The organism is Arthrobacter sp. MYb229 (assembly GCF_002975405.1).
Classification (GTDB): Bacteria; Actinomycetota; Actinomycetes; order Actinomycetales; family Micrococcaceae; genus Glutamicibacter.
The window spans coordinates 270,593-285,942 of the sequence record NZ_PCPS01000003.1; the positions used below are offsets into that span (position 1 = coordinate 270,593).

At 60.8% G+C, this 15,350-nt stretch carries 16 protein-coding genes; 7 read left to right on the forward strand and 9 right to left on the reverse strand.

The genetic code is table 11. The features are described from left to right. Nucleotides 1-26 precede the first annotated feature (26 nt). The 3 genes from CQ019_RS11875 to CQ019_RS11885 all read left to right on the forward strand — a co-directional run bounded on the left by CQ019_RS11875 (nucleotide 27) and on the right by CQ019_RS11885 (nucleotide 2,556). Nucleotides 27-305 (forward strand): HPr family phosphocarrier protein, encoded by a 279-nt coding sequence (locus tag CQ019_RS11875; protein ID WP_096285728.1) that lies wholly within the window; start codon nucleotides 27-29, stop codon nucleotides 303-305. A gap of 141 nt (nucleotides 306-446) precedes the next feature. Next, nucleotides 447-1,745, forward strand: coding sequence for an MFS transporter (locus CQ019_RS11880; RefSeq protein WP_105553541.1), 1,299 nt, complete (start codon nucleotides 447-449; stop codon nucleotides 1,743-1,745). Nucleotides 1,746-1,812: 67 nt separating this feature from the next. Further along, nucleotides 1,813-2,556, forward strand: coding sequence for a polysaccharide deacetylase family protein (locus CQ019_RS11885; RefSeq protein ID WP_105569784.1), 744 nt, complete (start codon nucleotides 1,813-1,815; stop codon nucleotides 2,554-2,556). Nucleotides 2,557-2,562: 6 nt separating this feature from the next. Here CQ019_RS11885 and CQ019_RS18550 read toward each other — a convergent pair whose 3' ends face one another. The 3 genes from CQ019_RS18550 to CQ019_RS11900 all read right to left on the reverse strand — a co-directional run bounded on the left by CQ019_RS18550 (nucleotide 2,563) and on the right by CQ019_RS11900 (nucleotide 5,425). Then, complete coding sequence (locus CQ019_RS18550; protein ID WP_176484155.1) at nucleotides 2,563-2,994, reverse strand: SRPBCC domain-containing protein; 432 nt, start codon at nucleotides 2,992-2,994, stop codon at nucleotides 2,563-2,565. A 142-nt stretch (nucleotides 2,995-3,136) separates the two neighbouring features. Next, nucleotides 3,137-3,505, reverse strand: a complete 369-nt coding sequence (locus CQ019_RS11895) for a hypothetical protein (RefSeq protein WP_105553544.1) — start codon at nucleotides 3,503-3,505, stop codon at nucleotides 3,137-3,139. A 264-nt stretch (nucleotides 3,506-3,769) separates the two neighbouring features. After that, a complete protein-coding gene (locus CQ019_RS11900) occupies nucleotides 3,770-5,425 on the reverse strand; it encodes a thiamine pyrophosphate-dependent enzyme (RefSeq protein ID WP_105569787.1) in 1,656 nt (551 codons plus the stop codon). A 441-nt stretch (nucleotides 5,426-5,866) separates the two neighbouring features. Between CQ019_RS11900 and CQ019_RS11905 the strand changes: the two genes are divergently transcribed. The 3 genes from CQ019_RS11905 to CQ019_RS11915 all read left to right on the forward strand — a co-directional run bounded on the left by CQ019_RS11905 (nucleotide 5,867) and on the right by CQ019_RS11915 (nucleotide 9,560). Beyond that, nucleotides 5,867-7,396, forward strand: a complete 1,530-nt coding sequence (locus tag CQ019_RS11905; RefSeq protein WP_105569788.1) for a sodium:solute symporter — start codon at nucleotides 5,867-5,869, stop codon at nucleotides 7,394-7,396. Nucleotides 7,397-7,990: 594 nt separating this feature from the next. Beyond that, nucleotides 7,991-8,272 carry a helix-turn-helix domain-containing protein gene (locus CQ019_RS11910; protein WP_096285740.1) on the forward strand — a complete coding sequence of 94 codons (282 nt, stop codon included), beginning with the start codon at nucleotides 7,991-7,993 and terminating at the stop codon, nucleotides 8,270-8,272. 1 nt (nucleotide 8,273) lies between these two features. Then, nucleotides 8,274-9,560, forward strand: coding sequence for a HipA domain-containing protein (locus tag CQ019_RS11915; RefSeq protein ID WP_105569789.1), 1,287 nt, complete (start codon nucleotides 8,274-8,276; stop codon nucleotides 9,558-9,560). On the opposite strand, the gene CQ019_RS18295 is transcribed toward CQ019_RS11915, so the two are convergent. The 3 genes from CQ019_RS18295 to CQ019_RS11930 form a co-directional block, all read right to left on the reverse strand. Next, nucleotides 9,541-9,900 carry an NUDIX domain-containing protein gene (locus CQ019_RS18295; protein WP_146113365.1) on the reverse strand — a complete coding sequence of 120 codons (360 nt, stop codon included), beginning with the start codon at nucleotides 9,898-9,900 and terminating at the stop codon, nucleotides 9,541-9,543. The genes CQ019_RS11915 and CQ019_RS18295 overlap by 20 nt on opposite strands. 38 nt (nucleotides 9,901-9,938) lie before the next feature. Continuing rightward, complete coding sequence (locus CQ019_RS11925; RefSeq protein WP_105569790.1) at nucleotides 9,939-11,228, reverse strand: adenylosuccinate synthase; 1,290 nt, start codon at nucleotides 11,226-11,228, stop codon at nucleotides 9,939-9,941. Nucleotides 11,229-11,383: 155 nt separating this feature from the next. Further along, the gene (locus CQ019_RS11930; protein WP_146113366.1) at nucleotides 11,384-12,037 is read right to left on the reverse strand and encodes a Pr6Pr family membrane protein; all 654 of its coding nucleotides are present in this window, start codon (nucleotides 12,035-12,037) and stop codon (nucleotides 11,384-11,386) included. A gap of 177 nt (nucleotides 12,038-12,214) precedes the next feature. Here CQ019_RS11930 and CQ019_RS11935 point away from each other — a divergent pair, with 177 nt between their 5' ends. Further along, nucleotides 12,215-13,018 (forward strand): MerR family transcriptional regulator, encoded by an 804-nt coding sequence (locus CQ019_RS11935; RefSeq protein WP_105553550.1) that lies wholly within the window; start codon nucleotides 12,215-12,217, stop codon nucleotides 13,016-13,018. Between the two features lie 28 nt (nucleotides 13,019-13,046). Here the strand turns inward: CQ019_RS11935 and CQ019_RS11940 are convergent, their stop codons facing one another. Genes CQ019_RS11940 through CQ019_RS11950 form a run of 3 tightly spaced genes read right to left on the reverse strand, consistent with a single transcriptional unit; the run spans nucleotide 13,047 to nucleotide 15,219 of the window. Next, on the reverse strand, nucleotides 13,047-13,382 hold the full coding sequence (locus CQ019_RS11940; protein ID WP_105569792.1) for a hypothetical protein: 336 nt from the start codon (nucleotides 13,380-13,382) through the stop codon (nucleotides 13,047-13,049). 14 nt (nucleotides 13,383-13,396) lie between these two features. Beyond that, nucleotides 13,397-14,002, reverse strand: coding sequence for a response regulator transcription factor (locus CQ019_RS11945; protein WP_096286021.1), 606 nt, complete (start codon nucleotides 14,000-14,002; stop codon nucleotides 13,397-13,399). Beyond that, nucleotides 14,002-15,219 (reverse strand): sensor histidine kinase, encoded by a 1,218-nt coding sequence (locus tag CQ019_RS11950; RefSeq protein ID WP_105569793.1) that lies wholly within the window; start codon nucleotides 15,217-15,219, stop codon nucleotides 14,002-14,004. Before CQ019_RS11950 ends, CQ019_RS11945 begins: the two co-directional genes overlap by 1 nt. Between the last annotated feature and the right edge of the window lie 131 nt (nucleotides 15,220-15,350).

A 15,350-nucleotide genomic window follows, 5' to 3' on the forward strand; every position in this document is an offset into this window, starting at 1 on the left:
AATACCACCGATCAAAAGGAGCCATCATGGCAGAACGTACAGCAATCATTGGAAGCCGGGTTGGCCTGCATGCCCGTCCGGCTGCAATCTTCGCCGAAGCCGCCGGTGAGCTTCCGGTCGAGGTCACCATCGCCTTGGAAGGAGAACCTGCCGAGGACGCGCTGGATGCCTCGAGCATCCTCTCGCTGATGGGGCTGGGAGCCGAATACGGCACCAAGGTCGTGTTGCGCGCCGAAGGCGAAGGGGCCGAGGCCTCCCTGGAGCAGCTGGTAACGCTGCTGGAAATTGACCACGACTCCGAGTAGTCAAAGCTTCTCTGCTTAGCCCCGTGCAGCACCCATCAAGGGTGCGGCACGGGGCTTTTGCGTGCACCCGAATTTACTGATTGACAAAATTCAATCAGTGGCTGGATGATTGGTCTTACGCACGTTTATGCAGGAGCACCCATGAGCAGATTGCAAGACTCGGTGCTGCGTCTAGTCAAGCCATTCGCCCACCGGGATTATGCGCTGCTAGCCAGTTCCCTAATCATTTCCACCTTTGCCGCGGGCATGTGGGCGGTGGCGATGGTCTACCAGGTGCGCCGCCTGGGCGGCGGACCAATGGAGCTGTCCATGGTGGCCACGGCCAGCAGCGTGGGGCTGCTCGCCCTGGTTTTGCTCGGCGGCATCCTGGCGGACAGGTACTCCTGCCGGAGAATCGTAATTTTCGTTCAGCTGCTTTCGCTGCTTATCATGAGCGCCACCGCGGTGCTGGCACTCACCGGCGTCATCGAGTTGTGGCATCTGATCGTGACCGGCTTTCTCGCCGGGGCGGGTTCCGCGTTCTTCTACCCGGCCTATTCGGCGCTACTGCCACGAATGCTTCCACCCGAAGACCTGCTGGCCGCCAACGGATTGGAAGGCACCGTGCGCCCGGTGGTCCATACCGCCATTGGCCCCATGGTTGCCGGCTTCCTCGTGGCCGCGGTCTCCCCGGCGCACGCCATCGCGGGGATCGCCATCTGCCATCTGATCGCGATCTTTGTCCTGCGCACCATAGCCCACCGCAAGGAATACGATGCTCCGGGCCATGCCGATCCGCAGGCCGCTGCACCCGGCGTGCTGCGTCAACTGCGCGAGGGCGTGGGCTACACCCTGCGCACCGGCTGGTTGCGCTGGACCCTGATCTTTTCGGTCATCTCGGTATTCACCTTCATCGGACCATTTGAGGTGCTGCTGCCATTTATCGTCAGCGACAACCTTGGCGGGGACGCGAAACTCTTCGGGTACACCCTGGCCTTCTTCGGCGCTGGTTCGGCGATCGGTTCGCTGCTCATCGCTTCGTCGAAATTCCCGCGGCGCTATCTGAGCGTGATGACCGCCTGCTGGTGCCTAGGCACCCTGCCCTTGGCTCTGGTGGGATACGTGGATGCCGCTTGGATGCTTTTCGCGATTCTATTGCTCTTCGGAATCACCGATGCCGTGGGCATGGTCATCTGGGGTACCCTGCTGCAGCGACGCGTGCCGAAGCACCTGCTGGGACGCATCTCCAGCCTGGACTTCTTCGTCTCCTTGGCGCTGATGCCGCTATCCATGGCGGTCGCCGGGCCGCTGAGCCAGCTGATGAGCCTGCAAGCAATCTTCATCATTGCCGGGGTGGCCTCGCCGCTCTTCGGGCTGCTCGCCTGGCGGGCCGGGAAGTTTGCGCGCGACGAGCTGCAGCATCCACTGGACTCTGCCGCGCAGCCGGCGGCGCAGAGTTAGCCGTGAAATTCGCGCCGTGGGGCGTGGCAGCTTGGCGCCAGCGCCATTGGAGGTAGATGGTTGAAGAATGAGTTCGTTCTCCCGCCGCGGCTACCGCTTTTCCGTGCTGGCTATCGCCATTGCCTTGCTTGCCGGCTGCGCCGCGCAGCCTGCGGCGCAGCCGACGCCCGCCGAGCCAAGCCCCGCAGCCGTGGACTGCGCGGCCACCAAGTGCGCCGCGCTGACCTTTGACGATGGGCCCGGGGAGTTCACCGACAGGCTTTTGGACGAATTGGGCACGCAGCACACCCCGGCCACCTTTTTTGTGCTGGGCAAAAACGTCAAGAAGCACCCGAAAACCCTGGAGCGCATGGTCCAAGAAGGACACCAGATCGGCAGCCACACCTTTGACCACAAGGATCTCACCACGCTGACCGCCGAAGGCATCGAGCAGGAGGTGCAGTGGACCGCGGAAGTGATCGAGGAGGCCGCCGGGGTGCGCCCCGATATCCTCCGGCCGCCCTATGGCTCCCACGGCGCGGTTTATGACCGGCTGGTGCCCTACCCGCTGGTGCTGTGGGATGTGGACACGATGGACTGGCAGCATCATGACCCGGAAAAGACCGTGGAAATAGCCATGGAGGAAGTCAACCCCGGCTCCATCATCTTGATGCACGACATCCATGAAAGTTCGGTCCAGGCCGTGCCGCAGCTGGTGGAAGAACTTCGGCAGGCGGGCTACACCCTGGTGACCGTCGAGCAGCTTTTCGCCGGAACCGAGTTCAAGGATTCCAAGGCCTATGCCAAGCGCAGCATGCCGCACAGCCAATAGGTTCTGCTACGGCGCCTGCTCGGCGTAGAGCCTGAGCTGATCGAGCATATCTCCCTCCGCCTCGCGCACCGAGGCGGCAAGCTCTTCGCATTGCTCAACGGTGAGATCCGGATTGATCACCGCCACCTGGAGCACCACTTCGGTGTACCCGGCATCATCTTTCAAATCAAAACGGTAGGAGAGGCCATCTGGATTTTCGGAAGTGTGCGCCACCAGCAGGCGGTTCTCGATCAGGTCGTGGATCCGGTAGTGGCGCTCGTGCTTGCCTACCCGATATATCAGCTGCGTGCCTACGCGTAGCTGCACGTCGTCGGAATGCATGGTGGCAATGCCCGGCATCCATAACGGGGTGGCCGCCCAGTCGGTCAGCAGTTCCCAGACGCGGTGCACCGGCAGGTGAATCACCACGGTGCTTTCAAAGACGCTGAACTGGCTCATAACGGCATCGTCCCACCAATCATCCGATATGGAAATAGCAGGATCCATTTTTCCGCTCCGGCCTGCCGGTTTCGGCGAGCAAAAAACCGACCCGCCCACGGCGAACCATGGGCAGATCGGCTTCGTGCGTGGGGATCTGGGTTTACCAGTCGTCCTCGTCATCGGCTTCGGAGGTTCCCAATTCGGGTTCCTGCTCCTGGTCGAAGTTGTACCAGGCTTCGGTGAAGCCCACCATCTCGTCCAAGGCTTCCTGCTGATCATCGTCGAGCGCTTCCAGCGCTTCGTCGTTGTTCAGGATCGCTGTCACCGCAAGGAATGGGTGGCGCTCAAAGTAGTCAAGTGGAGTGGCCGCCCGATTGAAGGTCAGGTTTTCACTCTGTGCAAATAGCTCAATGTATTGCCCTACGGCGCCCGGCATTCGGGTCAGCGAGATGCCGGATAGGGATTCGTTGTAGATTTCGGCAGTGGCATCGGCCCACTGCTCAATGAGCTCTTCGCTCATTTGTGCCATCTGATTCTCCGCCTTGGTGGGTTGGGATTGGATTGCTCTCGTATTCCGTAGGAATTCAGCTTAAACCGTCCCACCGGGCATGCCAAGGCGATAGGAGTGGGATTTATCATTGCCCGGGTTGCAGGCCGCGCCAACGGCAGGCCACTTGGTCCTCCGCGGCAGCTCTCGAATCGATCGGGAGGCCGATTTCCGGGTACAGGGCAGGGGTTAAAGCACTCAGCGAGCGCCGCCGGGCACTCGCTGAGCACTGCGACTTGGAGCCGCCTAGTAGGCCTTGACGCCCTGCTCCACGATCAAATGGATCAACGCGAAAGTTTTCTCTCCGTCGATGGCGGCGAACGCCGCTTCGACTGCCGCGGGAACGTCCGCGTCCTTTTCGACGCGCACGCCGTACCCGCCGAAGGCCTGGGCCATCAGCGCAAAGTCCGGATTCTGCAACTGCGTGCCGGAGACCCGGCCCGGGTAGTGGCGTTCCTGGTGGGTGCGGATGGTGCCGTATTGCTGGTTGTCCATGACGATAACCAGCGGGGTGGCGCCATACTGGGTGGCGGTGGCCAGTTCCTGGCCGTTCATCATGAATTCGCCGTCCCCGGCTATGGTGACCACGCGGCGTCCCGGGTAGGACAGCGAAGCGGCCACCGCCGAGGGGATGGAATAACCCATCGAGCCGTTACGCGCCGAGAGCATCGAGGCGTAGCCGTTGGTGGGGAAGTAGCGATGCGCCCAGTTGGTGTGCTCGCCAGCCCCGAAGGTCACCATGGCATCTTCCGGGAGGGATTCGACCAGGTTGGCCATGAGAGTTGCCATCCGGGCCTGGCCCTCCCCCGGAACCGCCGAAGGCAGTAGCGCGAACTTCTCCTGCTCGCCGCGCATGCGGCCAGTCCATGCGCGCCAGGAGTCCTTGACCTTCAGGTCCATGAGCATCAGGTCGCGGACGAACACGTCGGGCTTGGCCACGATCTGGTGCGAGACGGGCCCCGAACGGCCACGCAGCGATGGGTCGATAGTCACCAGGAAGTTCTTCTTATCCCAGTTTTGGCGGATGTTGAAGCCGTCGGTAATCACATCTCCGGGCACGGTGCCTACGAAGATGAGCAGGTCCGTTTCTTCGAGCAGGTCATAGGTGGGCTTGGGACGGCCGTACCCGATGGGCCCCACATAAGACGGGGAGTTGAACGGCACGGTTCCTTCGCAACGCCATTCGGCGGCGGCCGGCAGGTCGTGCTCTTCGAGCCAGCTGGTGAAGTTTGCCGCCCCCTCATGGGACCAGTCGTTGCCGCCGAAGATGAACAGCGGCTTATCGGCTTCCTGCAGCGCCTCGTTCAACGCTTTCCAGTCGGTGACGGTCATGCCGCCGGTAGCGACAGGGATCGCAGGGTGCACCTCCGCAGGCACCTGCCGGGTGATGATGTCTTCTGGCAGTCCGACCACCACCGGGCCGGGGCGGCCGGACATGGCGGCGAACATGGCTTCGGCGACGATTTCCGAGGCTCGATCGGGATGGTCCAGGATCATCACGCGCTTGGCGCCGGTACCGAACCAGGCCTTCGGATCGAATTCCTGGAAGGCCTCCTTGCCCCGGTGCTCGAAGGGAATCAGTCCCACGAAGAGCACCAGCGGAGTGGAGTCCTGCCACGCGGTGTGCAAACCGACATGGGCGTTCGCGGCACCCGGGCCACGGGTGACCATCGCGATTCCCGGGCGCTGGTGCATTTTGCCGTCGGCTTCGGCCATATAAGTGGCTCCGCCTTCATGGCGGCAGACGATGGTGTCGATGGCCGAGTGGTGCAGGCCGTCAAGGACGTCGAGGTAGCTTTCGCCCGGTACGACGTAGGCGCGTTCCACGCCATGGGCTGCAAGGGTGTCGACAATGACGTGTCCGGCCGACTTCATTGTCGACGGCTGACCATTTTCACTCATCTTTTAGGCGTCTTTCTATCGAAAAATCGGGGGGGGACGCTCATACGAAAAAAGGTGCCACAGAGGCACCGGATGCAACGTTGCGTCGTCGTGAAACAGTACTCGAGTCCACGCAGCATCGCACAAGATCCATGGATTGCTACGCAAATATGACACGTTGCCCAACGATCATGCATATCGCTCGTCAAATTGTCCATAAAATTACGACAGGCAAGTCAGTGTGTTCCATCACAACAACCAAGGGTAAATCAGACGAGTCGCACCTCGGCTTGCCTGCAGCTGGCTGGGCCGCGTCTCGAATACCCTGCAACTGTCGAAACAACCACCGGGCAAGCTTCATGTGTTTGACGACACACCGCTATCACCAATAGCCTGTAGAACAACAAAAGTTTACTTACGGTAATCTCGATTGCCCGCCCTCACAGAACACAGGCCACCTTCATGGAATACATCAACGGAATAATCGTTGCAGCTTATTTGGCGGCAATGCTGCTCTTCGGATGGTGGGGAAAATCGCGCACCAAGAACAGCAGCGACTACCTCGTAGCCGGACGTCGGCTAGGCCCCTTCCTCTACACCGGCACCATGGCGGCCGTCGTGCTCGGCGGTGCCTCCACCGTGGGCGGCGTCGGATTGGGCTACAAATGGGGCATCTCGGGAATGTGGCTGGTGGTCGCCATCGGGGCCGGAGTCATCCTGCTCTCGCTCTGCTTCGCGCCGACATTGCAAAGGCTCAAGGTCTTCACGGTGTCGCAAATGCTGACCCTGCGCTACGGCAGCAAGTCGGCCACCAATACCTCGGGCATGGTCATGCTCGCCTACACCCTGATGCTCTGCGCGACATCCACCAGCGCGTACGCGACGATCTTCGTGGTGCTCTTCGATTGGGAGAAGTGGCACGCCATCGCCATCGGCGGCGCGATCGTAGTGGTCTACTCGACTATCGGCGGCATGTGGTCAATCACCCTGGCAGACCAGGTGCAGTTCATCATCAAAACGATCGGCATCTTCTTGCTGATGCTGCCCTTCGCCTTGAACGCAGCCGGCGGAATGGCTGGCATCCGCGAACGAGTAGATGCCGAGTTCTTCAGCTTCACCGGCATCGGGTTGCAGTCAATCATCACCTACTTTGTCGTCTACACCCTTGGGCTGCTCATCGGCCAAGACATCTGGCAACGCGTATTCACCGCGAAAACTCCCAAGGTAGCCCGTTGGGGCGGCACCACCGCCGGGATCTACTGCATCATTTATGGCGCTGCCGGAGCGATTATCGGCATGGCTGCCCGGGTAGCCCTACCGGACATCGCTGGGGCAGATTCCAACCAGGATGTGGTCTATGCCGAGGTTGCAACCCAGTTGCTTCCGGTTGCTGTCGGCGGCTTGGTCATGGCCGCCGCGGTGGCTGCGATGATGTCAACCGCTTCCGGCGCATTGATCGCCGCGGCCACCGTGGCACGCGCCGACGTCACACCCTTTGTTGCCAGCTGGTTCGGCAAGACCGTCCAGGCCAACTCCGACGAAAATCCGGAGCATGACGTGCGCGCAAACCGCATCTGGGTCCTGCTCCTCGGCATAGTCACGGTCTCGCTGGCGATTCTGGTTGATGATGTGGTCGCTGCACTCACCATCGCCTATGACATTCTGGTCGGCGGTCTGCTGGTCGCCATCATTGGCGGGCTGATTTGGAAGCGCGGAAACGGCATCGGCGCCGCGGTCTCCATGGCGGCCGGTACAGTCGTCACCCTGGGCACTATGATCGTCTTGGAGATCCAGGCCGAGGAAAAATTCGCCGGCGTATACGCAAATGAGCCGATCTACTACGGACTAATTGCCTCAGCGCTGACCTTCGTGATCGTCTCCCTGCTCACCCGACCCACCTCGGCGCAGGTCATCGAGCATTGGAATCAACGAGTAGCAGGCAAGATCCAGGACGCTCCGGCCAGCACTACGGCACAGGAGTCAGCACTCTAGACCAGTAGGCAGCATCGGGGCGAACCCTCGTATTCGAGTCCCGCGCTCAGCCGTGAACGTCGCTGAGCACGGGGCTTGTTTTGTTATTCGACATCCAGCGCCACGGAATAGGCTGCGCAGGAATCCAGGAGGGCCATGAAATTATGAGTTCACAATTCAGCAGGACGCGTCTTTGCCGTACGGGAACTTGGAAACGGCAGTTTTGCAGCGTTGGAATCTCGGCATCTTTATCGATCCCGCCAAATTGAAACCCTTTATTTCCGATCTGTCGTTAATGCTCATATTTTCATCACCTGAAATAGTAGGTGCGGCAGCTGCCCTAGGCCGAGCATGATGATTGCCACGGTGAGCATGATGATCAGCTTGCTGGTGGTGCTGGCGTCGTGGCACCTTAGCGGTAATGCGCAGTTTTTTGGTCTTTAGCGGCGCACAGCGATTAAAGACCAAACTTCTGTGCGTTAATGCTCACCATGCACTAATGCACAAGATTCTGCTCATTAAAGTCACCGACCTACTAAAACGCAAAAATCAGTACATTATGATGTCATTGGGGTTAATTCACGATAAAATGGGCTTTAAGAGAAAGGCGGGCGCATGCGAAACGACCCCAAAGCCATAGGAAGCACCTTGCGCAAACAGCGCATCGACCTCGGACTGAGCCAAGAGGACGTCGCCGACCAGCTCGGCATCTCCCGCAACACCATCAGCGCGATCGAAAACGGCAAGCTCGGCAACGCCAACATCCTGCTCGAAATCATGTCCCTCCTCGGCCTGGATCTGCTCATCGCCCCGCGCCACTCCGGCGAAACCAACGCCATCCGCAACAGCATGGCCCGCAACGCCCGCAGCATCCACCACCGAGTCAAGAGGAGCTGACGTGGCAGACCCGCAACTGGCACTATGGCTCGACGGAGTGCACACGGCCACCATCACCGATCACGGCTTCGGCACCATATCCCTGCAGTACACCCCCGAAGCCCAAAACAGCAGCGCACTGCTGTCCACCAAGCTGCCCATCCGGGAAGAACCCTACCCCTGGGTCGAATGCGTCCACTTCCTGGACGGCCTGCTGCCAGAAGACGACGTCCGCAAAATGCTCGCCGACAAGGCGAGAATCCCGCATGATGATACCTTCATGATGCTCGGCGCCTACGGCAAGGACTGCGCCGGCGCCGTCCAGGTGCTCCCCCTGGGCGAAGAACCCAACAACGAACCGCACGAAATCCGCTGGACCACCGACGAGGAAGTGGCCAAAGCCATCGCCAGCCTGCCCACAGCACCCCTGGGCATCGGCATCGACAGCTCCATCCGGGTGAGCCTGGGTGGGATCCAAGGCAAGCTGCTCGTAGTCCGCGACGGACCCCGCATCGGCATGCCCCTGGACGGCAGTCCCACCACCCACATCCTCAAACCCGCGCGGCTGAATGAAGACGGCACCGAACAATGGCCGTCCATCGCCGAGCTGGAACTGTTCGGCCTGAGACTGGTCGAAGCCTCCGTGCGCCTGAGCCGCTCCAAACGCCAAATCGCCGCCGCCGCCGAAGTCATCACCGTCCAAGGCCGCAAAGCAATCCTGGTTGAACGCTACGACCGCGACGCCCAATCCAAACCGGTGCGGCGCATCCACCAGGAGGACTTCTGCCAAGCGCTCGGCATGAAGCAGAAGTACCAGAAACCCGCAGAGAACTCCCCGACGCTGAAGCTAATCGCCCAGGTGCTCACCGACAACGCTTCAAATCCTCCGCAAGAGCGAGAACTGCTGCTCAAATACCTGACCGTGAATCTGGCCTTGGGGAACTGCGACATGCACGCCCGGAACATCGGGTTGACCATCGACCGCGGAACCGTGCGACTGGCGCCGGCCTACGATGTGGTCCCCACCGCCGCATGGGCGCACGCCGACCGCGAGCTGTCCCTGCACGTAGGCGCCGGTGCGCACATCGACGAGGTCAATGGAAGGCATCTGATGGATGAAGCGGCCTCCTGGGGTGTCCCTTCGAAAATTGCCGCCAGGCAGATCCGTACCGCCCTGGGAGAGATGCTTGATGCGCTCCCGGCGCTCATCGAGCAATCGCGCGCAGAAGGCTGGTTCACCCCCATGATCCTCGACGTTGCCGATGACACAAGAAAACGCATCGGCCGGCTCACTCCGCCAAGTGCCTAGCGAGAAGGGAGCTGGCCCCCAGTTCCCCACTCACTTCGCGCACGCCCGCATCGAGAGGAGACTCGCCTGGTTCAGGCTTGCCACCCGGGACCATGAAAGTTGCCGTACCTCGTTTGCGGACTGCCAGAACCTGCCCGGCCTCGTGCCCGGTAATGCCCGCTGACAGTAATCTGTTCTGGAATTCGAGTTTCTTCTTGATCCACCCACGGACCGGGTGTGCATGTTCGGAGAAACCACCATGCCCGCCATCCAATCCTAGAACTTCATCTTGGGGCGCCTGAATCCCACTACCAACACGTCTTAGGTTCGAGCGCACGAAAAAAGAGCCGTCGCAGTTCATCAATCAATGAACTGCGACGGCTCCCAAATGTCTAGGAATTAATCCTTAAGCAGATCGTGGCGCACGATGGTCTGATCGCGGTCCGGACCCACGCCGATGGCGGAGATCCGCGTGCCGCTGATCTTCTCCAGGGCCAGGATGTAGTTGCGCGCATTCTCTGGCAAATCTTCCATGCTCCGCGCCTCGGAGATGTCCTCGGTCCAGCCCGGGAAGTATTCGAAGATCGGCTTCGCGTGGTGGAACTCGGTCTGCGTCATCGGCATCTCGTCGTGGCGCACTCCGTCAACGTCATAGGCCACGCAGACCGGAATCTGCTCAATGTTAGTGAGCACATCCAACTTGGTCACGAAGTAATCGGTGAAACCGTTTACGCGCGAGGCGTGACGGGCAAGCACGGCGTCGTACCAGCCGCAACGGCGCGGGCGACCGGTGTTCACGCCGAATTCGCCGCCGGTGGTCTGCAGGTAGATCCCCATCTCGTCGAACAGCTCGGTGGGGAAAGGGCCTGCGCCCACGCGGGTGGTGTAGGCCTTGATGATGCCGATCGAACGGCTGATGCGGGTCGGGCCGATGCCCGAACCGACCGAGGCGCCGCCTGCGGTGGGGTTCGAGGAGGTGACAAACGGGTAGGTGCCGTGGTCAACGTCCAGGAAGGTGGCCTGGCCGCCCTCCATGAGCACCACCTTGCCCTCGTCCAGCGCGTTGTTCAGCTCGAAGGTGGAATCGATCATCAACGGGCGCAGGCGATCGGCATAGGACAGGAAGTACGACACGATGTCCTCGACGATCACGGTGCGCCGGTTGTAGATCTTCACCAGCAGTTCGTTCTTCTGGCGCAGTGCGCCTTCGACCTTCTGGCGCAGGATCGACTCGTCGAAGACGTCCTGCACGCGGATGCCGAGGCGTCCGACCTTGTCCATGTAGGCGGGGCCGATGCCGCGGCCGGTGGTGCCAATGGCACGCTTGCCCAGGAAGCGCTCGGTGACCTTGTCCATGGTCTGGTGGTATGGAGCCACCAGATGGGCGTTGGCCGAAACGCGCAGCTTCGAGGTATCGGCGCCGCGGGCTTCGAGTCCATCGATTTCTTCGAAGAGCGCTTCGAGGTTCACCACGCAACCGTTGCCGATGATCGGAGTGGCATTTGGCGACAGGATGCCGGCTGGAAGGAGCTTGAGCTCGTACTTCTCACCGCCGACGACCACGGTGTGCCCGGCGTTGTTGCCGCCGTTTGGCTTGACTACATAGTCGACGTGTCCACCGAGCAAATCGGTAGCCTTGCCTTTGCCTTCATCGCCCCACTGGGCTCCGACGATCACGATTGCTGGCATGGGATCCTCCCCCTTGCATAAAGCAGCGGTTACGGCGCTCTTCACGCCGTCCCGGCACGGTGCCGGGCAAAAAATATGCCCCTGTACTTCTCACTTGGCCCAATGGGCTCAATGTAAGAGTTAGGGGCTCTTACGACCAAAGTTTACCGAAACGATTAGGGAATCTCGAGCTCAGCGTCACGGTGTCGTCCCCGCCGGCCATATGCGACGACGAGAAAGGCTATTCCCGCGAAGGCCACGGCAATGGAAACAACGTACAAGCCGATGACTCCGTATCCCTGATCCGGGTCGAGGAAGGGATAGGGGACCCACCCATCGACGGCCCCGCGAACCAGCACCACCCCGGTCCAGAGCAGCGGGTAAAGCAGGAGCACCGGTACCGCCGTGTAGGGCAAGGCCTTCCGCTCCTTAGCCAAGAGCCAATCGGCCAGAACCAGGATTGGGCCGAGAATATGCATCACCCAATTCGCCCACGGCAGCGGCACCCCGCCGGCAGCTCCCAAGGGCGCCAGCAAGGTGATATAGATCAGCCCGACGGCCACCATGCACATACTGGCCAAGGCCCGAAGGCCCACAACCCAGCGTGGTACCGCGGCGCCCTTGGCTAGGCCCATCGCCCCGGCGACGAGCCCGACGCCTACCACAATCAGGTTCGACTGGATCGTGAAGTAGCCAAAGAAATTCATCGCTTGCACCGGGCCTCGCGACGCGGTGTCCGCATAAGTGGCCAAAATAGCGCCCAGGGTGACCAGCGCCCAGAGGATTCGAGCGAGGTTGAGATAGCGCACGGTTTTTTGAGGCGTCTTCACCTTCGAAGATTATCGCCTAGCGCTGCAGTATCCAATGGCTCTAGCTAAGCGACCTGTACATTCCGGAAAATTACCGGACCCAGGAATCGCCAATGGCACCCGTTACGGTGCAACAATAGCCCCAGAACCAACCGAGGGCTTGACTCTCACACGGTGTCAGGGCGGAGAACTTAAAGCATGTTATCCATTGGAGCGTTTGCGCAGATCGGTCAGGTGACTCACCGGATGCTTCGGCATTGGGACACCGCCGGGCTGCTTGTGCCCGCCGACGTGGACGAGTTCAGTGGCTATCGCTCGTATGATCCGGCGCAGCTAGAACGCCTGCACCGGATCGTTGCGCTGCGGCAGCTTGGTTTTGGCTTGGAAGATATCTCGCTGATTTTGGATCAGGGAGTAGATGTCGACCGCATTGCGGCCCTGCTGCGCGTGCGGCAAGCCGAAGTCGAAGCGGAACACCGGTTGGCGACCTCGCGGCTGCGAGATGTCGCCCGGCGTCTTGACCTCATCACCAAGGAGAAACTCATGTCTCACATCGAGATAATCCACAAACCCCTGCCTGCGGTGCGTCTAGCGGCCGGCCGGTTTTCCGTTAGCGAACAACCCGAAATTGCCGGATCCCTCGGCCCGTTATTTGACCAGGTCGCAGGCGCACTTCGAGGGGCTTCGCTGACCACCCCGATTGCGCAGTACACCGGGACCGAAAACGGCGTGGACGTGATAGCCGGGTACCTCAGCGATGCCCCGCCAAGCGATGAATTTGAGATCATTGAGCTTGAGGAAGTACCCGAGGCGATTTGCGGGATTCACCTCGGCCCCATGGATCGAATCCATGAGAGCTGGCAAGCGGTGCATGGCGAAGTGCTTGCCCGTGGGCTCGTTCCAGCCGGCCCGTGCCGCGAACTTTATGTGCGCGCAGAGTCCGAAGACCAGACCGATTGGGTGACCGAGCTTCAACAGCCGGTCACCGATGCAAACCGCTAATGTTTCACCGGGGGCTTCTGCTGCGAGCTCAGATCCATTGCAGGGGCAGCGGGACATCATTATCTTCCTTTTCCGGATGGCCGTAACGCCAGGCACGCTGCGCGATCAACAGCGCACCGAGCATCAGAAGCAAAGCCACCGCAAATTTCAGTGGTTCAAAAACGCTCAGCACGCTGGCAACCACAAGAATCATGGTATTTCTGCGGTATATTCGCGCTACGTCCCGGGCCTGCGTCTGGATAAAGACTCCCACACTCAGCCGATAGGCCAACGTTATGACTAGCTGCAAGAACAGTGCCGAAACATCTGCGAACAGCGACTGTCCAAATAAGGCAACCGCCCCGGACAGCGCGAACAGCGTCACTTCGAGTATATGTCTCAGATCCAGCCACGCTCTTCGGCCAGCAACACCGCTTGCTGGCGGGTAGCAACATTCAACTTAGCCAGAATCGCAGAGATGTAATTGCGCACGGTTCCGGGGGCAAGGCCGAGTGCCCTGGCGATCTGGCTCGTGGATTCTCCACGCCGGCCCGCGCGCAACACGTCCAGTTCCCGCTCGGTCAACGGGCTGCGCTCCTCGCTCAGCGCATCGGCGGCAACCTCGGGGTCGACGTAGCGTGCGCCTGCCGCGACGCGGCGGATGACCTCGGCCACCTCGTTGGCGCTTCGCGACTTCGGGAGGAATCCGGCGACGCCGGATGCCAGGGCCCTGCGCAACACCCCGGGGCCGGCATGCCTGGTCACCACAACACAGCGGGTCGCGGCCAACGTACCGCTCAGCCGGTCGGCTACCTGGACGCCGTCAAGTTCTGGCATTTCCAAATCGAGCAGGCAGATATCTGGCTTTAGTTTCTCTGCCATAACAACAGCCTGCGCACCGTCGGCGCATTCGGCAACCACTTCGATGTCGTCCTCTAAAGACAACAGGGCCGCCACCGCCGAACGAATCATTGCCTCATCATCTGCGATTAATACTCGGATCATCATTGCTCGTCCTTAGGACTCATCGCCGGCACCAGCACTACGACCGTGAACTCATGTTTTCCACGTTGCACCTGAACCGAGCCAGCGGCTTCGGCCACCCGGCGGCTGATCCCCTGCAGCCCCGATCCATCCGCACCATCCTTGGCAGCTGCTGCAACATCATTAGTGATCTCGTAGCGCCATTGGTCTTCCTCGCGCCTCAACGACAGCTGTGTGCGCTTCCCGCCGCCGTGACGGAGCACGTTGGTTGTCGTTTCACGAATGATCGGCCCGAGAGTGGCGGCCGGTGCCGAGTTTGCCTCGGCAGACACCACGGCATTAACCGAAGTTCCGGCAGCCCTGAGCAGGTCAACCGCATTATCGATCTCGTCGCGCAGCGGAACACCACGGAAGCGCATGGCCAGGTCTCGGGTGCCCTGCTGGGCTTCGGCGACGCTTGACCTGGCCAGCCGCAGCTGTTGCAGCGCCGCCTGCGGGTCACGCGCCAGCAGCCGTTCGGAGAGTTCGAGCTGCAACGCGATCACCTGCAGGTGATGGCCCTGCAGGTCATGTACGTCGGTCGCAACCCGCAGCCGCTCTTGGGTGGCCCCCAACCGTGATTCCGCCGCCCGGGCGCGGTCAAGTGTGGCAAGCACGTCCCACCACCACAGTGAGCTGACGGTCATCGCTGGCAACACAATGGTCGCGATTCCCAGTGTCCACCAGCTGTCCCCCTTGGCGGAGGACACCGCTGGCAGGTCGATAAACCACAGCCCTCCAAGTAATACCAGCGTGGTGATGACCAAGCGCATGCGCACGCCGCGAGGCCAGTTGAGCAACATCAGCGATTGCACGATGGGCAACGCGCCCACCACCCAAAGCCCGCTGCTCAGACCCGCCACCAGCGCAAATACCGCGCTGATGAGTAGTGGAAGCAGGATGCTGCGCCATTGCGCTGCGGCTCCGGCAGTTTCATCTCGGCGCCGGTATTGCATCAGCAAGGGAATCGTCGCGGCGCACCACACCAGTCCCCCAATCGACATGATGGCCATGGAAGCAGTGCCCTTGTCCAGGTTGGCCAGCGCGCCGACCCATAAGAGCAGGATCGTGAGCTGAAACATCAACAAGGCGGCCACCGTGTACCACCAAGTGGCGGTGATTCCCGTACTCAGCCTGCGCGAACCAATCGATCCGGGGCCAAAGTTCTCAGTCGGATCGGCAGGTAAAAGAGCACTCATTTCTTCAGTATACGGGGATGACATTTGTCATCGCCCATACATGCAAAGCTCCCTGTCACAAGTGACATTTAGACACTTACCGTGGCACCGAAAACGCGATGAAATTGTATTACACACACATCCAGTGACCC